The 17,419-nt window shown below is 73.3% G+C and carries 18 protein-coding genes; 11 read left to right on the forward strand and 7 right to left on the reverse strand.

Annotation, left to right across the window (positions count from 1 at the left end; all coding sequences use genetic code 11):
* The first annotated feature begins 121 nt into the window (after positions 1–121).
* Genes FB453_RS01880 through FB453_RS01895 form a run of 4 tightly spaced genes read left to right on the forward strand, consistent with a single transcriptional unit; the run spans position 122 to position 3,160 of the window.
* The gene (locus tag FB453_RS01880) at positions 122–1,018 is read left to right on the forward strand and encodes an ATP-binding cassette domain-containing protein (RefSeq protein WP_145787037.1); all 897 of its coding nucleotides are present in this window, start codon (positions 122–124) and stop codon (positions 1,016–1,018) included.
* A complete protein-coding gene (locus tag FB453_RS01885) occupies positions 1,015–1,812 on the forward strand; it encodes an ABC transporter permease (RefSeq protein WP_145787039.1) in 798 nt (265 codons plus the stop codon). The genes FB453_RS01880 and FB453_RS01885 overlap by 4 nt, the downstream gene beginning before the upstream one ends.
* Positions 1,813–1,814: 2 nt before the next feature.
* Positions 1,815–2,564, forward strand: a complete 750-nt coding sequence (locus FB453_RS01890) for a YqeB family protein (protein WP_145787041.1) — start codon at positions 1,815–1,817, stop codon at positions 2,562–2,564.
* Positions 2,565–2,596: 32 nt separating this feature from the next.
* Positions 2,597–3,160, forward strand: a complete 564-nt coding sequence (locus FB453_RS01895) for an SOUL family heme-binding protein (RefSeq protein ID WP_112731841.1) — start codon at positions 2,597–2,599, stop codon at positions 3,158–3,160.
* 1 nt (position 3,161) lies between these two features.
* On the opposite strand, the gene FB453_RS01900 is transcribed toward FB453_RS01895, so the two are convergent.
* Genes FB453_RS01900 through FB453_RS01910 form a run of 3 tightly spaced genes read right to left on the reverse strand, consistent with a single transcriptional unit; the run spans position 3,162 to position 7,387 of the window.
* Positions 3,162–4,172, reverse strand: a complete 1,011-nt coding sequence (locus FB453_RS01900) for a hypothetical protein (RefSeq protein WP_145787043.1) — start codon at positions 4,170–4,172, stop codon at positions 3,162–3,164.
* A 48-nt stretch (positions 4,173–4,220) separates the two neighbouring features.
* Positions 4,221–6,644, reverse strand: coding sequence for an ABC transporter permease (locus tag FB453_RS01905; protein WP_486480123.1), 2,424 nt, complete (start codon positions 6,642–6,644; stop codon positions 4,221–4,223).
* A complete protein-coding gene (locus FB453_RS01910) occupies positions 6,638–7,387 on the reverse strand; it encodes an ABC transporter ATP-binding protein (protein WP_186717999.1) in 750 nt (249 codons plus the stop codon). Before FB453_RS01910 ends, FB453_RS01905 begins: the two co-directional genes overlap by 7 nt.
* 169 nt (positions 7,388–7,556) lie before the next feature.
* On the opposite strand from FB453_RS01910, the gene FB453_RS01915 reads away from it, so the two are divergent.
* From FB453_RS01915 to FB453_RS01925, 3 genes are read left to right on the forward strand one after another with little or no spacing between them, the layout of a single operon-like run.
* On the forward strand, positions 7,557–8,714 hold the full coding sequence (locus FB453_RS01915) for a sensor histidine kinase (RefSeq protein ID WP_486480124.1): 1,158 nt from the start codon (positions 7,557–7,559) through the stop codon (positions 8,712–8,714).
* Positions 8,711–9,379, forward strand: coding sequence for a response regulator transcription factor (locus FB453_RS01920; RefSeq protein ID WP_145787049.1), 669 nt, complete (start codon positions 8,711–8,713; stop codon positions 9,377–9,379). The genes FB453_RS01915 and FB453_RS01920 overlap by 4 nt, the downstream gene beginning before the upstream one ends.
* A 28-nt stretch (positions 9,380–9,407) precedes the next feature.
* Positions 9,408–9,947: a DUF1697 domain-containing protein gene (locus FB453_RS01925; protein ID WP_145787051.1), complete on the forward strand. Its 540-nt coding sequence runs from the start codon at positions 9,408–9,410 to the stop codon at positions 9,945–9,947.
* A gap of 42 nt (positions 9,948–9,989) precedes the next feature.
* Here FB453_RS01925 and FB453_RS01930 read toward each other — a convergent pair whose 3' ends face one another.
* Together FB453_RS01930 and FB453_RS01935 are read right to left on the reverse strand one after the other, a co-directional pair.
* A complete protein-coding gene (locus FB453_RS01930; protein ID WP_145787052.1) occupies positions 9,990–10,967 on the reverse strand; it encodes an MBL fold metallo-hydrolase in 978 nt (325 codons plus the stop codon).
* A 154-nt stretch (positions 10,968–11,121) separates the two neighbouring features.
* A complete protein-coding gene (locus tag FB453_RS01935; protein WP_145787054.1) occupies positions 11,122–12,045 on the reverse strand; it encodes a serine hydrolase in 924 nt (307 codons plus the stop codon).
* Positions 12,046–12,097: 52 nt separating this feature from the next.
* Here FB453_RS01935 and FB453_RS01940 point away from each other — a divergent pair, with 52 nt between their 5' ends.
* The 3 genes from FB453_RS01940 to FB453_RS01950 all read left to right on the forward strand — a co-directional run bounded on the left by FB453_RS01940 (position 12,098) and on the right by FB453_RS01950 (position 14,786).
* Positions 12,098–13,063: a LysR family transcriptional regulator gene (locus FB453_RS01940; RefSeq protein WP_112582287.1), complete on the forward strand. Its 966-nt coding sequence runs from the start codon at positions 12,098–12,100 to the stop codon at positions 13,061–13,063.
* Positions 13,064–13,160: 97 nt separating this feature from the next.
* Positions 13,161–14,012, forward strand: a complete 852-nt coding sequence (locus FB453_RS01945) for an aldo/keto reductase (RefSeq protein ID WP_486480125.1) — start codon at positions 13,161–13,163, stop codon at positions 14,010–14,012.
* A gap of 78 nt (positions 14,013–14,090) precedes the next feature.
* The gene (locus FB453_RS01950) at positions 14,091–14,786 is read left to right on the forward strand and encodes a hypothetical protein (protein WP_112623626.1); all 696 of its coding nucleotides are present in this window, start codon (positions 14,091–14,093) and stop codon (positions 14,784–14,786) included.
* A gap of 78 nt (positions 14,787–14,864) precedes the next feature.
* Here the strand turns inward: FB453_RS01950 and FB453_RS01955 are convergent, their stop codons facing one another.
* Positions 14,865–15,395, reverse strand: a complete 531-nt coding sequence (locus FB453_RS01955) for a nuclear transport factor 2 family protein (RefSeq protein ID WP_186718001.1) — start codon at positions 15,393–15,395, stop codon at positions 14,865–14,867.
* A 130-nt stretch (positions 15,396–15,525) separates the two neighbouring features.
* On the opposite strand from FB453_RS01955, the gene FB453_RS01960 reads away from it, so the two are divergent.
* Positions 15,526–16,533 carry a winged helix-turn-helix domain-containing protein gene (locus FB453_RS01960; protein ID WP_486480155.1) on the forward strand — a complete coding sequence of 336 codons (1,008 nt, stop codon included), beginning with the start codon at positions 15,526–15,528 and terminating at the stop codon, positions 16,531–16,533.
* On the opposite strand, the gene FB453_RS01965 is transcribed toward FB453_RS01960, so the two are convergent.
* A complete protein-coding gene (locus tag FB453_RS01965) occupies positions 16,491–17,333 on the reverse strand; it encodes an MmyB family transcriptional regulator (RefSeq protein WP_145787062.1) in 843 nt (280 codons plus the stop codon). The two genes, FB453_RS01960 and FB453_RS01965, sit on opposite strands and share 43 nt — an antisense overlap.
* Positions 17,334–17,419 lie beyond the last annotated feature (86 nt).

The following is a 17,419-nucleotide window of genomic DNA, read 5'->3' on the forward strand; positions in this document are numbered from 1 at the left end:
AGGCAGCATCGGGGCCCGACAACCAGCTACCAAAGTCGAGATCCGATGATCGACCAAGGTCGACGGGGCACCGACCGGTGGCCGCAGCGGATAGCCGGGCGGCGCGGGCAGGCTCAACCGCATGATCACCGTGGAGAACCTCACCAAGCGATACGGGCCACACCCGGCCGTGGACGACGTGTCGTTCCAGTGCGAGCCGGGCAGCGTCACCGGCTTCCTCGGCCCCAACGGCGCCGGCAAGTCGACGACCATGCGCATGATCTGCGGGCTGACCACGCCGACCGCCGGCCGCGCCACGGTCTCCGGGCACCCGTACCAGGAGCTGCCCAACCCGGGGCGGGAGGTCGGGGTGCTGCTGGACGCCTCCGCCCAGCACGCCGGGCGCACCGGCCGCGAGGCGTTGACGCTGTCCGCGTACACCATGGGTCTGGACCGGCGCGAGGTCGCCGCGAAGCTCGACCTGGTCGGGTTGAACGCGGTGGCCGCGAAGCGTCGGGTACGGGCGTACTCGTTGGGTATGCGCCAACGGCTCGGGCTGGCGCACGCGCTGCTCGGCGACCCCCGGGTGTTGATCCTCGACGAGCCGGCCAACGGTCTGGACCCGGAGGGGATCTTCTGGATGCGCGGCCTGCTGCGCGACTTCGCCGACCGGGGCGGCACCGTGCTGCTCTCCTCCCACCTGCTGCGCGAGGTGGAGGCGGTCGCGGACCGGCTGGTGGTTATCGGGGGCGGCCGGATCGTGGCCCAGGGCGACAAGAACGAGCTGCTGGCCGGCGGCGGCACTGTGGTCCGGGCCCGCGACGGTGCGGCGCTGCGGCGGGCGCTGGAGGTGGCCAACCTGAGCGCCGCCGACAGCTCGGAGGGGCTGCTCGTGCAGGCCGACGCCGAGGCGGTCGGCCAGGCCGCCGCCGATGCCGGCGTCGCGTTGGCCGAGCTGCGCCCCGCCAGCGGCGGCGGCCTCGAACAGCTCTTCCTCACCCTGACCGCCGGCGAATCGACCAAGGAGGCCGTCCGATGACCACCACCACCGCGCCCGCCGCCGGCGCCGTCGCGCCCCGGCACCACACCCCGGTACGCCGACCGTCGCTGCTCCGGCTCACCGGCGTGGAGCTGCGCAAGCTCGTCGACACCCGGGCCGGTCGCTGGCTGCTGATCACCATCGGCCTGACCACCGCCGCGATCGTCACCCTGCAACTGATCTACGCCGGGGAGGCCGACCAGACCTTCCTCAACTTCTTCGTCCCCTCACTGCTGCCGGTGTCGGTGCTGCTGCCGGTGCTGGGCATCCTGTCGATCACCAGTGAGTGGTCGCAGCGCACCGCGCTCACCACGTACGCCCTGGTACCCCGCCGGGAGCGGGTGGTCGCCGCGAAGTTGTTCGCCGTGATGCTCACCGCGCTCGCCTCGGTGCTGGCCAGCCTCGCGGTCGCCGCCGTCGGCACGCTGGTGGCGTCCGCCACCGGCGGGGCGGGCACCTGGCAATTCGACTGGTCGCTGGTCCTGAACGCGGGGATCCTCCAGGTCACCAGCGTGTTGATGGGTGCCGCCTTCGGTCTGCTGCTGCTCAACCCGCCGCTGGCGATCGTCGGCTACCTGCTGCTGCCCACCCTGTGGGGGGTGCTCGGCGAGATGGTCAAACCGCTGCGCGGTCCCTCCGAATGGTTGGACACCAGCAAGACCATGGAACCGTTGTTCAGCAGCGACGCCCTGACCGGGGGCCAGTGGGGACGGATTGTGGTGTCCCTGCTGGTCTGGATGATCCTCCCGCTGGCCGCCGGGCTGTTCCGGACGCTGCGCCGCGAGGTGTCCTGACCATGGACATGGCCAGCTACCGTCCGCGCACCGTGGTCAGCGGCGGCCCGCTGGAGCTGGCGGTCCTGTGGGGTGGCTTCCCGCTGCTCGGCGCGGGCGCCGGATGGCTCCTCGCGGCGGCGACGGGCTGGCTCGCCCGGCTGCCCTGGGTGCCGTTCAGCGACCTGATCGAGTGGTTGGACCGGCTGCCCGAGCCGCAGGCCACCGCCGGCACCATCGGGGTGGGCGTCCTGGCCGGCCTGGTCATCGCCGGGATCGGCACCGCCGAACGGTTGATCGTCACCGTCGACGGGGCGCAGGTCCAGCTGCGCCGCTCCGATGAGAACCGGACCATCGCCCGGGTCGACACCCGGGTGGTCTTCCTCGCCGACAAGCACCTGGTGCTGCTGGACGCCGACGGCGCGGAACTGGTCCGGGAGTCGACGGACCTGCCGGCCGCCCAACTGGCGGCGGCGTTCCGGGCGCACGGCTGGGGCTGGGCGGACGACGACCCGCACCGGTCGGCGTACCGGCTGTGGGTTCCGGACCTGCCCGGGTTGCCGGCCGGCGCGGACGCGCTGCTGCGCGCCCGGGACCGGGCGATCGAGCGGGACCGCCGCGACGACGCCCGGGAGTTGCGCCGCGAGCTGGGCCAGATCGGGGTGGTGCTGCGCGACGAGGGCAAGCGGCAGTACTGGCGGTTGACCACCCGGGCCATCGCCCCAGGGCCGGAGCAGCCGACTTCGGCCGAGCGGGAGCCGGACGGGCGGTAGCGTCTGTCCCAGCAGACCCTGGGAGCCGCGCCATGACCGAACAGCAGCCGTACCGGGTGGTGTCCCGACACCCCGGCTTCGAGCTGCGTCGGTACCCCGCCCACCTGGTGGCCGAGATGCAGATCCAGGCGTCCTTCACCCGGGCGCCGATCGAGGCGTTCCGGCCGCTGGCCGCGTACATCGGTGGCGCCAATCGGGCCCGGCACCCGATCGGCTCCGCCGCGCCGGCGACGGCGGCGGCCAGCGGCTCGGAGAAGATCGCCATGACGGTGCCGGTGGTGCAGATCGAGGGTGAGTGGCCGGGCGCGTACCTGATCCAGTTCGTCATGCCGGCCAGCTTCACCACCGCCACCCTGCCCGAGCCGGTCGACGCCCGGGTGCGGATCCGCGCGGTTCCGGCGCGGCTGGCGGCGGCGATGCGGTTCTCCGGGCGGTGGACGGAGCAGGCGTTCAGCCAGCGGGCCACGATGCTCGGCCGGTCGGTGACCGCCGCCGGGCTGCAACCGACCGGCGCCATCCGGTACGCGCGCTTCGACCCGCCGTGGAAGCCGTGGTTCCTGCGCCGCAACGAGGTAGTGCTGCCGGTCGTCGAGTGAGCTAGCTGAGCCGCCGACGGTCTTCGACGCTCGGCCGCGCCAGCAGCACTGCCATACCCAGCCCGGCGAGCAGCCCGACCACGGAGACCAGCAGATCGGAGTCGGCCGCGTTGATCGGGCTGTTGCCGGCCAGCGCTGTGAAAGTCGCCCCGATCGGCAGCAGGAGCATCATCGGGACGGCCGTGGCCACCAGGAACACCAACGGGCCCACCAGCGCGATGAGCGCGGCCAGGGCGTGGTGCCACCAGATCGGCCGACCACCCGGCCAGTCCCAGGCCAGCACTGTGACCCCGGTGAGCAGCACCGCCCCGAGAGCGGCCTCCGGCAGGAGTCGTTCACCGGGCGCGGCGGCACGGACCAGCCCGACGCCGAGCAGGGCCGCCACGACGAGGCCGGACGCCAGCCCGACGCGAGCCCGGGTCCGCGCCGGAGCCGCCCCCAGCGCGGCGCCGACGGCCACTGCCACCAGCAGCGCCGCCGTGGCCAGGGCACCCTGGTTCAGCTCCGGCTCCCGGTCTGTCGGTGACTCCATCGCGGCCGCCACCAGCGTCAGGACCCCGGCCACGCAGGCGGCCCCGGTCAGCACCCGCCGGTCGGCGGCCGGAGTCGTGCCAGGCTCCCACGTCTGCGGCGTGCGGCGCTCCCACCAGAGCAGGAGCGCCGCGACCACGCCGAGCACGGCGTAGCCAGCGACGGCGAGCAGCACCGTCGCGTCGAGGCCGATCGGGTCGGCCCGGTCGACAGCCACGTCGGCGGCGATCCAGCAGCCGCCCAGCACCACCGCCGGGCCGCTCCACCGCACCTGCCCGCGCCCGGCCAGCACCAGCCCGAGCGGCACTGCCATGATCGCCATGAACCGCAGGTCGCGCGCCCAGTAGGCGTTGTTGCCCGGCAGGCTCTCCGACCACGGGCCGAGCGGCTCGGTCAGCGGTTGCCACGTGGTCATGCCGTACGCCCAGAGCGCGACGGCGGCGGCGGAGAGGAGCAGCCCGACCGGGCGCGCGGATCGCATCCGTGGACGGTAACGGGCCAACCGCCCGTGCGGGGGGGGGGGGCGCGGTCATCCGCCGACCGGTGACCGGGCGGGGCGGTGGCGCAGCAGCCGCCACGTCGGCAACACGCTGGACAGCACCGCGAGCAGCAGGCACAGCCCCACCACCCCGGCGACCACCGACCACGGCATCACCAGATCGACGGGGGCACCGACCTGCTCGGCGAGGCCGGCGCTGATGCTGAGCAGACCAACGAACGCGACAGCCCCACCCAGCAGCGCGCCGATCAGGACCACCAGGGCGGACTCCGCCGTGACCAGCCAGATGACCTGCCGTCGGGTCGCCCCGGCCATCCGGATCAGCCGCAGGTCCGCGGCGCGGCCGGCTGCGGCCAGCAGCAGCGTGTTGGCCACCGCGATGGCCCCGTAGCCGGCGGACACCCCGATCAGCAGCACTGTGAAGAGCCAGACGAGGCGGTCCTCGGCGGCGTCCGCCTCGGCCGCCCAGCCCGGGACGTCGAGGATCCGCGCGCCGACCGGTGGATCGATGCGGTCCCGGACGTACACCGTGGACGTCAGCGCCGACGGGTCGTGCGTCCGCACCACGGCCCGCGGCACGAGCAGGTCGCCGGGGATCGAGGTGTCGTCGACCACGGCGACGACGCGCAACGACACCGTCGTCCCGTCGGCGAAGACCACCGGGTACGGCTCGGACGGCAGCCGGTTCGCCGAGGCGCTGACCACCACCGTGTCGTCGCCCCTCAGGTCGTTCAACGAACCGGCGACGACGGTGAGCACCCGGTTCGCGGCGGCGAAGCCCTCCGGATCCACGCCGAGCGCGGTCATCGGCCGGTCCGGTGGCGACGTTCCGGGGTCGGTGCGGTAGACGGTGGTCGGCAGCAGCGCGGTGCCACCGGTCGCGGCGACGGCCCGGTCGGACAGGCCGGGCGCGCGGTCCGGCACGACGATCCAGCCGGCGTTCACGTTGTCCGCCCGACCGGCCGCGTACGCGGCGGTGCTGGTGCGCACCATCCCGGACACCAGCACCGCGAACGCGACAGTGAGCAGCACCGGCGCGGCGATGGCGGCGGTCCGCCGGGTCGCTGTCAACGCCCCGCCCCGGACCAGCATCCCGATCGCGCCACCGGGCCGACGCACCGGAGAACGCAGCAGCCACACCAGCGGTCCGACCACCACCGGGGCGAGCACGGTCGTGCCGGCCACCAGCGCCATCACCGCGTAGAGCGCGTACTGCGCCCCCACCCGCGCCTCGTCGGCGGTCGCTGTGCCCAGACTGAGAGCGGCCCCCGTCGCGAGGAGCAGCACCCCGGTGACGGCACGCAGCCGGCCGATCGGTCGCTGTTCCACAGCGGCATCGCGTAACGCCTCCAGCGGGCGGACCCGCGCCGCTCGGCGGGACGCCGACCAGACGGCCAGCAACGCGATCACCGGCCCGGCGGCGAGCGAGACCGCGACCGGCCAGAGTTCGTAGCGGACCCGGAAGGTCGACGGTTCGTAGCCGACGTCGACCAGCAGCCGACCCAGCAACGGGGCGAGCGCCGCGCCCACCAGCAGGCCGACGAGTCCCGCCGAGACGCCGACGGCGAGCGCCTCGGCGTGGACCATGCGGCGGACCTGGCGCCCGGTGGCGCCGACGGCGCGCAGCAGGCCCAGCTCACGGCGGCGCTGCGCGATGGTGAACGCGAAGGTGGAGGCGACCACGAACACCGTGACGAAGCCGGCGAGGGCCGCCGTGGCGGTGAGCACCTGCATGCCGATCCACCGGGTACGGGCGTCGCCGCGCGGCTCCAACGCACCGCGGGCGTCACCGGTGAGCACCCGTCCGTCAACGCCGACGAATCCGCGAGCCGCCGTGGCGACCCGCTCGGCGTCGGCGTCCGGCGCGAGCACCAGCCCGATGGCCCGCACGCCGGGCGCGAGCGTGGCGGCGACAGCGTCCGCGACATGGACGCCCGGTCCGTCGACCAGGCCGCTGACGGTGTACGACTCCGGGCCCACAGCGGTCAGCAGGGTGACCGGTGCGCCGGCGCGCAGTCCGAGCGCGCGGTCGACGACCACCTCGCCGGGCCGGCGGGGTGGCTCGCCGGCCGTGAGTCGCAGCCCACCCAGCTGGGCGCTGGACCAGCCGTGCCCCTGGTAGGCGTCCTCGCGCCGGGTTTCGGCGGCCGAGGGTCGGCCGTCGACGAGCGGCTGCGCGTAGAAGGTGCGGTCCGGCACCGCCGCCACCACGTCCGGCAGACCGGCCAGCCTGCCGACCAACTCCGCCGCCGTGGTGGCGGACCAGGGCCGGGTCGGCACGAACTCGTCGGCGGACGCACCCGCCTCGGGGCTCTGCACCACGACCGCCGCCCGCGCCAGCCGGTCCGGCACCTGCGGGCGGCCGGAAGCGAGCAGCAGGGTTGCCGCCGCGACCAGCGTGACCCCGATAGCGACGGCCACGAATGCGCTTGCCGACCGCCGGACGCTCAGCACGACGACTCCGCTACGGTTTCCCGCTCGGCGATCCGGGCGGCGACGGTGGCGGCGGTGATCCCGCCGGTCAGCTCGTCGACGACGCGCCCGTCGGCCAGCAGGAGGACCCGATCGGCGTACGCGGCGGCGGCGGGATCGTGGGTCACCATCACGACGGTCTGCCCGTGGTCGTCGACGAGCGCCCGCAGCAGCCGGAGCACCTGCCGGGAGGAGGCGCTGTCCAACGCCCCGGTCGGCTCGTCGGCGAAGACCACCGCCGGACGGGTGATCAACGCTCGGGCCACGGCGACGCGCTGCTGCTCCCCGCCGGACAGCTCACTCGGCCGGTGCCCGGCCCGGTCGGCGAGGCCGACGGCGTCGAGGGCGGCGGCGGCGTCCCCGGCCGGCGGGCGGCGACGGGCCAGGCGCGACGGCAACTCGACGTTCTGCGCCGCGGTCAGCGTGGACACGAGGTTGAACGCCTGGAAGACGAAGCCGATCCGGTCCCGCCGCAGTCGGGTCAGCTCGTCCTCACCGAGGTCGCTGAGGTTGGTGCCGTCGATCGTGACGGTCCCCTCGGTCGGACGGTCCAGCCCCGCCGCGCAGTGCAGCAGGGTGGACTTCCCCGAGCCGGAGGGGCCCATCACCGCCGTGAACGTGCCGCTCGCGAAGCCGGTGGTCACGCCGTCGAGCGCCGTCACCCGCCGGGTCCCGGTGCCGTACACCGCGCGCAGCCCCGTCAGGGTCACCGTGTCTGTGGTCATGACCGTTACGGTGCCGAATGCCGGGGGTGCGGCGCGTCGGGCCGGGGCGGGCACTTTCCGGCCCTCCCCCGGGTGGAGTCCGGGGCCCACAAACGCCGGCGCGTCGTCCTGCGGGATGACCACCCGTAGGCGGACGCGGCCGACCCGGCCGGCCGTTACCGTTCGACGGGTGACCGCTCTCCTGCTGACCCGACGGATGCGGCCGGTGGATCTCTACACCGTGGACGCCCTGCTGGCGGTGGCCGTCGGTGGGCTGCTCTGCCCGTACGCGGCGCTGGAGTCGCCGCTGCACGGCGGCGTACGCGAGCCGCTCTGGGTGTCGGTGCTGGTCGGGATGGCCCTCGGGCTGCCGTTGGCCGTCCGGCGACGGTGGCCGATGACGGTGGCCGTCGTGATCAGCTCGATCGCCACCGTCGCTCTGATCACCGGGGTGATACCCAACTTCGCGGCCGCCGCCCCGGCGTTCGCCATCGGCCTGTCCTTCTACACGGTGGCCGTGGCGACGCCCACCCGCCGGTCGATGCTCTGCGCCGCCGGTTGTCTCGCGCTGGTGAGCGTCGGCCTGGTGCTGACCTCGGGCGACCTCTGGTCGCGGACCGGCGCTGTCGTCTACGCCGCCGTCATGGTCGCGCCCGCCTGGATGATCGGTTGGCTGATCCGGGAGCGACGCGCCCTCGCCACCCGGCAGAGTGATCAGCTGGTCCGTCAGGCTGCCACCGAGGAGCGGTTGCGGGTGGCGCGTGAGCTGCACGACGTGGTCGCGCACACGCTGAGTCTCATCGTGGTGAAGGCGGCCGTCGCCAATCACGTCGCCGAGGCCGACCCGCGCGAGGCGGGCGCCGCGCTCCGGGTCATCGAGGAGACCGGCCGCACCGCGCTGACCGACGTACGTCGGGTGCTCGGCGTGTTGCGCGAGGACAGCCCGTACGCGCCGACGCCCGGGCTGGACGAGTTGCCCCTCCTCGCCCGGCAGGCGGCGATCGGCGGCGTCGACGTGCAGCTCGACGTGCGGCGGGACGAGCCGGCCGGCGCGGTGCCGGAGTCGGTGGGCCTCGCGGTGTACCGCATCGTGCAGGAGGCGGTGACGAACGTGGTGAAGCACGCGGCGCCGGCCGCCTGCCGGGCTACGGTGACCGTCCTGCACGACGAGGTGCGGGTGGAGGTGACCGACGACGGCCGGCGGCCGGTCCTGCTCGGCGGGGAGGGGCACGGGTTGATCGGCATGCGGGAACGGGTGGCGTTGCACGGCGGGGAGTTCCGTGCCGGCCCCCGCTCCGACGGTGGCTTCGCGGTGACGGCCAGCCTCCCCTACCGGGTGGCCGCGTGATCCGCGTGCTGATCGCCGACGACCAGGCGTTGCTGCGCGGCAGTTTCCGGCTGCTGGTCGATCTCAGCCCGGACTGCACCACTGTCGGTGAGGCGGGCACCGGAGTGGAGGCTGTCGCGTTGACCGAGCAGCACCGGCCGGATGTGGTGCTGATGGACGTGCGGATGCCGGAGATGGACGGCATCGAGGCGACCCGGCGGATCTGCGCCGACCCGGCGACGGCCGCCACCCGGGTCATCATCCTGACCACGTTCGACCTCGACGAGTACGTCTACGGGGCGCTGCGCGCCGGAGCCAGCGGGTTCCTGCTCAAGGACACCCCACCGGCGGACCTGCTGACCGGGATCCGGGTGGTCGCGGCCGGGGAGGGGCTGCTCGCGCCGACGGTGACCCGCCGGCTGATCGACGAGTTCGCCCGGCAGCCGGAGCCGACCCGGCCGCTGCCCCGGCAGCTCGACGGGGTGACCGAACGGGAACGGGAGGTCCTCGCGCTGATCGCCCGGGGCCTGTCCAACGCGGAGTTGGCCGCGCACCTCAACCTGAGCCAGGCCACCGTCAAGACGCACGTCGGGCGGCTGCTGACCAAGCTGGCGGTACGCGACCGGGCGCAACTGGTCATCGTCGCGTACGAGACGGGCCTGGTGGGGCCGGGCGGCCTACGCTGAGCGGGTTGTCCGCACCCGAGGAGGAGCCATGACCCGGTACGTCGCCCTGCTGCGCGGGGTCAACGTCGGCACCACCCGGCTGGCGATGGCCGACCTGCGCCGGATCGTCACCGACCTCGGGCACCAGGACGTCAAAACGTACCTGCAGAGCGGCAACGTGACCTTCGGCAGCACCGTGCGCGACGCGGAGAAGCTGGCCGCCGGCATCGCGCGGGCGCTCACTGACGAGCTGGCGTTGACAGTGCCGGTGCTGGTGCGCAGCGGCCGGGAGTTGGCGGCGATCGCCGGCGGCAACCCGTACGCCGACCGGGAGGACGACCCGACGCGACTGCTGGTGGCCTTCCTCGCCACCGCACCGAAGAAGTCCACTGTGGACTCGCTGGCCGTGCCCGGTGGCGAGAACGTGTCGTTCACGGTGACCGGCCGGGAGGTGTTCCTGCACTACGTCGACGGCGGTTACGGGCGGTCGAAGTTCACAAACGCGTATCTGGAGAAGAAGCTCGGCGTGGTGGCCACCTCCCGCAACTGGAAGTCGGTGCGGGCCCTGGCTGAGCTGACCGCCTCCTGACCGGGGTGGGGGCCGCGGCTCGGCGACCCCCACCGGAGGTGCTCAGAAGTGGTAGGCGGTCTCGTACTCGGGCACCAGCACCCGGCTGCGCGGCGAGATCCGGCGCACCGCCGCGATCATCTCGTTCAGGCGGGTGCGGTCGGTCGGGGCGACCGGCGGCGGGTTCTGCAACGCCGTCTCGAAGTTGTCGTAGTGCACCGGCACCACGACCTTCGGGTAGTCGAGGCCGGCCAGCAGCCGGGGCAGGTAGTCGCCGGTGGTGGTGGCGTTCTGCATGGCCACCATCGCCACGTCCGGCGCGAGGCCGGTGAGGTTCCGCTCGGCGACGTCGCTGGCCCCGGTGAAGTAGACCGACGGTCCGCCCTCGACCCGCAGCAGGTAGCCCAGCGTGTCACCCTCCGGCAGGTCGGCGATGGTGGCCGGCTGCGGCGGCGGGCTCACCCGCACCCCGGGAAAGGCCACCGAGTACGACGGGTTGCGGCTGTGCAGCGAGCCGACCACCTCGACGCTGTGGTCGCCGAAGTCCAGCACCTCCCCACCCTTCACGGCGCTGAGCTGCGTCGACGGCAACCCGTAGGCCAATCCCAGGTGGTATGCGGTCAGCGTGCCGAACACCCGCGCGCCGGTGCGCTTGGCGATGTACGGCACGTCCATGAAGTGGTCCCAGTGGGTGTGCGTGACCAGCACCGTCGTGGCCCGGTCGACCCGCGGGTCGATCACGTCGGTGCGCACTGTCAACGCGGTATCGGTCTTGAACGCTCCGGTGAACAGCCCGGTGTCGATCCGGCTGAGGAACGGGTCGACGAGAACGGTGCGGTCGCCGATGTCGACGCGCCAGCCGGCCGTGCCCCACCAGCGGAAGCTGACCGCGCCCTTACGGCGAGCGGTGGGCGTCGGCGCGGCGGTCGAGGGCGCGGCCTGGGCCGGGGTGGCGACGCCGGCGGCGAGGCCACCGGCGGAGACCAGGGCGGTGGTGGCGGCGGCGTCGCGCAGGAAGCGTCGGCGGTCGAGACTGGGCATGCGGATCTACTCCCCGTGGTCGGGTGATGTGTCGACCACGAGCCAACCAGCGGCACCGGGCCGCGGTCCAAGATCAAGGGCCGTCGGCTTCGATACGCCGGCGGATATCGGTCCTGCTCGGCCGGGGTGCGGCGGCGCTCGGAGGGGCGCGAAATCAGTCGCCGCGCAGCGCCTCGACGGCCGTCCGGGCAGCCTCCCCCATGGCCAGGTCCACGTCGATGCGGCGCGGGGTCAACTGTTCGGCGCGGGCGAAGACGGCGATCGCGTACCGGCCGCCGTCGGGGTATTCGGCGACCCCGGCCTCCAGGTGGAACCCGGGCAGGGTGCCGGTCTTTCCGGAGACCCGCACGCCGGGCGGGAAACCAGCGGCCAGCCGGGTCCAGAAGATCTGCCGGGCCATCCAGGTGCGGACCATCGCACAGGCCGCCGCCGGCCCGGCCTCGTCCCGCCAGATCAGCGTGAGCAGCCGGGTGATCTCCCGGGCGGTGCTGGACGTGGTGTGCGCGGGGTCGAACACCCGCATGGCCCGGACCCGGTCCGCAGGCAGCGTGGGGAAGATCCGGGCGAACTCCGCCTCGGTCCGGGCGCCCACGTCGGCGAGCATCATCTCGACCAGTTCCCGAGGGCCACCGAGGACGCGGGTACGGGTCAACCCCAGCTCGACGGCGAGCATCGGCAGCAGGTCCGGGCCGACCCGGCGCAGCAGCAGGTCGGCGGCCGTGTTGTCGGTGACCGACATGGCGAAGTACGCGAGGTCGCGCAGCGACACCTCGGCGTCGTCGTCGCAGCCGGCCAGACCCCACCCACCGAGCCGGTCGGCGGCGGTGACCAGGACCCGCTCGGTCGGGTCCAGCTGACCGGCCTCGACCTGCCGGGCGAACTCCAGCACCAGAAGGATCTTGAAGATCGAGGCGATCACCACCTGCTCGTCGGCCCGCACCCCGACCTCGCGACCGCCGCCGGCCGGGCCGCCGCCCTCGACGGCGCTCAGGTCGACGGCGTCCAGGTCCACGACGTGCAGGCTGGCCGTCACCCCGACGGCAGCGAAGATGGCCTCGATACGTTCCTCCACGTCCACGCCAGCACGGTATCCAGCGTCGCCGTGGTGGCGCTGGCGTAGGGTCCCGGCCGTGGATCTGCTCCGGCACCTGCGGCACTTCGTGGTGGTCGCACACGAACTGCACTTCGGGCGGGCCGCGGAGCTGCTCGGGATGGCCCAGCCGCCGCTGAGCCAGTCGATCCAGCGGCTGGAACGGGAGCTGACGGTCGAACTGTTCGACAGGTCCCGCCGCCAGGTACGCCTCACCACCGCCGGTGAGCTGCTGCTCGGCGAGGCGGAGGAACTGCTCGCCGGTGAGGGTCGACTCCGCAGCCTGATGGGGCAGATCCGCGCCGGTGAGCTGGGCGTACTCCGAGCCGGGGTGCCACCGGAGACGCCCGCCGTGACGCTGCGCTCGCTGCTGGACGGGCTCACCACCCGGGCGCCCGGCCTGGACGTGGAGTTGCACGAGCTGACCACTGCCGAGCAGGTGCGGATGCTCACCGAGCGGACCCTGGACGTGGGGCTCGTGCATCACCCGGTGGCGGCGGACGGGCTGCGCTTCGGCGCCCCGGTCGACGTACCCCTGGGGGTGCTGCTGCCGCGCACCTCGCCGCTGGCCCGCGGCCGCGAGGTGACGCTCGCGTCGCTGGCCGGTCTGGATCTGGTGGCCGCGCCCCGCGCCACCGCCCCCGGCTGGCACGACCACCTGCTGGCGGTGTGCCGGCAGCATGGTTGGCGCCCGGGGCGGGTGCGCCCCGCCCGCAACCCGGAGTTCCTTTGCGGGCTGGTGCTGGCCGGCGGCGGGGTGGCCGTGGAGCCGGCGGCGGTGGCCCGCCGGGAACCTCGGATGGCCTGGCGGCCGATCACCGACGCACCGCTGGCCAAGCGCACCTCGGCGGCCTGGCCGGATCGGTCGGCGCACCCGGCGGCGGCGATGTTCGGCCAACTCGCCGCGGAGGTGCTGGCCGACGCCGAGCCCACCGCACCCGCGCAGCCCTCGACGTCGGTGCCGGCGGCACGGCCGTGGCCGGTGCTGTTCGACACGACCGGGTGAACCGATCCGCCGTTGCGTTCGTCACCACCGATTGGGCGGTGGATCGTCCACCCATCCGGGTATGGATGACAGGAAACGAAGACGAGAAGGAGCCGCAGTGGCAATCACGATTCCCGACATCAGCCTGAACGACGGCACCACCATTCCGCAGCTCGGCTTCGGGGTGTTCCAGATCGAGCCGAAGGACACCGTCGCGGCGGTGACCACCGCCCTGGAGGTGGGCTACCGGCACATCGACACCGCTGAGATGTACGGCAACGAGGCCGAGGTCGGCGAGGCGGTACGCGTGTCCGGCCTCGACCGGGCTTCGGTCTACGTGACCAGCAAGCTGAACAACGGCTTCCACCGCCCCGACGACGCCCGCAGGGCGTTCGACTCGACGCTGGCGGCGCTGAAGATGGACTACATCGACCTGTTCCTGATCCACTGGCCGCTGCCGACCCTGTACGACGGCGACTACGTCTCGACCTGGAAGGTGCTGGAGGAGTTCCAGCGCGACGGCCGGGCCCGCTCGATCGGCGTGTCGAACTTCCAGGTGTCGCACCTGCAGCGGCTGGCCGACGAGGCGACCGTCGTGCCGGCGGTCAACCAGATCGAGGCGCACCCGTACTTCACCAACGACGAGGTCCGCGCCTACGGCCGTGAGCACAACATTCTCACCGAGGCGTGGTCGCCGATCGCCCAGGGCAAGGTGCTCGACGACCCGACGGTCGTCGACATCGCCGGGCAGCTCGACCGGACCCCGGCGCAGGTGGTGCTCCGCTGGCACGTGCAGCGCGGCGACATCATCTTCCCGAAGTCAACCACCCCGAAGCGGATCGAGGAGAACACCCGGATCTTCGACTTCGAGTTGGACGACGCGGCGATGGAGCGGATCACCGCGCTGAACAAGGGCGAGGCCGGCCGGCAGGGCCCGAACCCGGACACCTTCGCCTACCTGCCCGCGTAACGCCTGAGCCGGTGGCGGCGCTCAGCGAAAGGGGGTCCGGACGGGCCCCCTTTCGCCGTGAAAGGACCGTCCCCGGCAATGTCGTTCCGCCGCACCACCCCGGCTCTGCTGTCGTTGCTTCTACTCGGGCCAGTGGCCTGCGCGCCGAGCCAGGCCGCCGAGGCTCCCCGCTGGTCCGAGCCTTCGGTATCGGCCTCGCCGACCCCGCCAAAGCCACGTCCGGCGCCGACCTCCACAGCCGAGGTCCGCAGCCGGGTCACCGCAGCGATGCTGAACCTGGACGCAAAGTTCCATCCGGAGACGGCGCAGTACACCGACGAGAACACCGAGGCGTGGAAGCTGATCTCCCTTTGCAAGGCGAGTCTGCCGTCGGACATCAAACGCACCGCGTACCGGGAGCGGATCTGGGACGGCGAGTCCGTGTGGGTCCGGCAGTACGTGGTCGGCTACCTGAAGGTGCCGGGGCGCAAGCTCGCCGACGAATTGCGGTCGGTCCTGTCGACGTGCAAGGAGTACGAGGTGCCCGACGACGGGCGCACGTCGACGATCCTGCGGCCGTCGCCCCCGCCGCTGCCTGACGGCCCGGACGTGATCACCTTCTGCGAGCGGCTGAGCGGGAAGGCGATCCGACACCAGTGCACTCTCGTCCTGGTGCGCGGCAACTTCGTCATGCAGGTGGACGCCGCGGCGAGCAACGGTGACCTGGCGGCCGGCAGCGCGCTGATCGCGAAGATTGCGCCGCTGGCGGTGGCCGCCTTCGAGAAGGCTGCCTGAACGCCGCCGTGGGGCGGGCGCCGCTGCTGGCGCGCCCGCCCCTGCCCCCGGCTGGCGACCCCTTGCCAGCCTCCGTGGTCAGATCCGGCCCACGGAGTCCTGGTTCTGCAGCACCAGCCACCGGCCGTGCTGGTAGGTGTAGCTGACCCCGATCAACAGCGGCACCCTGGTGCCGGTGGCCGGCACCGCGTAGACGGAGTCGAACAGCACGAAGCCCGTCCGGCAGCCCACCACAGTCTGCTTCGCCACGCTGAAGGACTGGGTCCACGAGTCGTCGGCGAAGAACCCGCGCAGCCAGTCCACTGTGGCTCGCTTGCCGTCGAGCACCTCCCCGTCGGAGGCGAAGACGGAGGTGACATCGGGGTGCAGCAGCGCGGCGAAGCCGTCCAGGTCGCGCCGGGCGGTGGTCTCCACGTACGCCCGGACGGCGCGGTCGAAGGCGCGCTCGCAGCCGCGGGCCGCCGCGTCCCCGGTTGTGGCGTCGCCCGCGCCTGGGGTGGCGGCCGACACCGCGGCCGGAGCGGCGGCGAGCAGGCCGGCGGTGAGCCCGAGCAGGGCGATCGTGCGGCCGAGCCGGCCGGCGGGACGGGCGGAGGCGGGTGGACGCATCGGGTTCTCCTTCGGACGAGTGGTTGTGCCGTCGCAGCCAACCCGGCCCGTCACGCGGTCGGCCAGTGATTCGAACCAGCTCGAATGCGGACCACACATCGATGTCGCCGCTTGTACGATCCGCCGTGTGATGGTCGCTCACCTGGACGGTTCGAGCCTCGCGCGGCTCCGGTTGGCGATCTCGCCAGCGTCGGAGGTGACGTCCTGGCTGCGGGCCGCGCTGTCGCGCTTCGGTCACCCGGTGCACGGCGATCCCGGTCCGGCCGCCCGCGCCGCGCTGCGGCACCCCGACGTGGCCCTGGTCGCGGAGTTGGTGACGCCGCCCGGCCGGCTCGGCTACACGCCGGACCTGCTCACGCCGAAGCCGCCGCTGGGTCCGCTCGACGCGGCCTTCGAGCAGCAGTTGGCGGCCACGGCCGCGACGCCCGCCGACGAGGTGACGGCGCAGGTGAACGAGCGGTTTCCGGCGGGCGGGATCCCGGCGCGGATCCGCACGGCGGTCGAGGACGGCACCCTGGCCCGGCGGGTCACCAACGGGCTGCGCCACTTTTGGGGGGCCGCACTCGCCGAGCAGTGGCCAACTGTGCGGACCACGCTGGAGGCCGAGCTGGCCCTGCGAGCCACCACGATGGCCACCGCCGGAGTGGGCAGCATGCTCAACAGCCTGCACCCGAAGATCGGCTGGACCGGCAGGTCGCTGACCATCGACAGCTCGTACCGGATCACCACCGCGCTGACCGGAGCGGAGCTGGTGCTCGCGCCGTCGGCGCTGGCCTGGCCTCAGCTCTCCACCCAGCTGTGCGACGAGGGCAACGCCGTGCTGGTCTACCCGGTCGGCGTCGGGCCGACAGTCCAGCGCCGGGCGGATCGGCTCGGTGACCTGGTCGGTGCGAGCCGGGCGGCGATCCTGGCGGACCTGGACGTTCCCCGGTCCACCGGGCAGCTCAGCGAGCGACACCGACTGGCCCCGGCCACCGTCTCCTACCACCTGGGGGTGCTGCTGCGCTCCGGCCTGGTGGTGCGCACTCGGGAGCGGCACAGCGTGCTCTACCGGCGGTCCGACCACGGGGACGGGCTGGTCGGGTGCCGGGCAGGTCAGGTTGCGACGCGCTCGGCGAGCTGGCGGAACACCGCCTGAGTGGGCGAGCCCGGCTCGGGGACGTAAACGATCATCCGCTGCTCGGTCTCCGGAACCTGCAGCACCCGGCACTCGAACTCCAACGATCCCAGCTCGGGGTGCGGCACCCGCTTGACGATGGGGCGGCGCTCCTCGACATCGTGCTCCGCCCAGAGCCGCGCGAACCGGGGCGAGGTACCGAGCAGCTCGGTGACCAGCTCGCGGATCGCCGGGTCGGCCGGGTAACGGCCGTAGGCGGCCCGCAGGTCCGCCACCGTGCTGCGGACGAAGCAGATGGTCTCGGGGTCGGTCCAGTGGCTGTCGGTCGCCGGACGCCGGAAGGTCCAGCGGATCATGTTGCGGTCCTCGTCCGGCACGGCCGAGAGGTCGCCCATGAAGTACGTGGCCAGCCGGTTCCAGGCCAGCACGTGGTACGCGGCGTCGACGAGGTACGCCGGGGTTTCGGTCATGGCGTCGAGCAGGTGCCGCAGCCCTGGGGTGACCTCCCGGCTCGGGCCGACGGTGCGCGGCGGGTTCTCCCCGGCGATCCGGAACAGGTACTCGCGCTCGTCCCGACTCAACATCAGCGCCCGGGCCATCGCGGCGAGCACCTGCCGGGACGGGTGCGGCCCGCGACCCTGCTCCAGCCGGATGTAGTAGTCGATCGACATCCCGGCGAGCTGGGCGACCTCCTGTCGGCGCAGCCCGGGGGTCCGTCGGCGTTCGCCCTCGGGGAGCCCGACCGCGGCGGGACTCAGGCGGGCGCGGCGGGTGCGCAGGAACGCCGCCAGTTCGTCACGCTGCAGGCCGCTGCTCGTCATGCCCCCAGCATGCCCCGGGCCGGGCCGGCGAGGGTGGTACCACCGGTCCCAGCCTCGGCCCGGCTCTCCCCGGGCGCGGCCAGCCC

It is taken from the genome of Micromonospora sp. CNZ322 (assembly GCF_007827755.1).

Coding starts and splice junctions, on each gene's coding strand:
- FB453_RS01895 (WP_112731841.1), top strand. CDS start 2,597: ATGACCGAACAGCAGCCGTACCGGGTGGTGTCCCGACACCCCGGCTTC.
- FB453_RS01900 (WP_145787043.1), bottom strand. CDS start 4,172: ATGCGATCCGCGCGCCCGGTCGGGCTGCTCCTCTCCGCCGCCGCCGTC.
- FB453_RS01960 (WP_486480155.1), top strand. CDS start 15,526: ATGGTCGCTCACCTGGACGGTTCGAGCCTCGCGCGGCTCCGGTTGGCG.
- FB453_RS01955 (WP_186718001.1), bottom strand. CDS start 15,395: ATGCGTCCACCCGCCTCCGCCCGTCCCGCCGGCCGGCTCGGCCGCACG.
- FB453_RS01925 (WP_145787051.1), top strand. CDS start 9,408: ATGACCCGGTACGTCGCCCTGCTGCGCGGGGTCAACGTCGGCACCACC.
- FB453_RS01965 (WP_145787062.1), bottom strand. CDS start 17,333: ATGACGAGCAGCGGCCTGCAGCGTGACGAACTGGCGGCGTTCCTGCGC.
- FB453_RS01880 (WP_145787037.1), top strand. CDS start 122: ATGATCACCGTGGAGAACCTCACCAAGCGATACGGGCCACACCCGGCC.
- FB453_RS01890 (WP_145787041.1), top strand. CDS start 1,815: ATGGACATGGCCAGCTACCGTCCGCGCACCGTGGTCAGCGGCGGCCCG.
- FB453_RS01930 (WP_145787052.1), bottom strand. CDS start 10,967: ATGCCCAGTCTCGACCGCCGACGCTTCCTGCGCGACGCCGCCGCCACC.
- FB453_RS01885 (WP_145787039.1), top strand. CDS start 1,015: ATGACCACCACCACCGCGCCCGCCGCCGGCGCCGTCGCGCCCCGGCAC.
- FB453_RS01910 (WP_186717999.1), bottom strand. CDS start 7,387: ATGACCACAGACACGGTGACCCTGACGGGGCTGCGCGCGGTGTACGGC.
- FB453_RS01950 (WP_112623626.1), top strand. CDS start 14,091: ATGTCGTTCCGCCGCACCACCCCGGCTCTGCTGTCGTTGCTTCTACTC.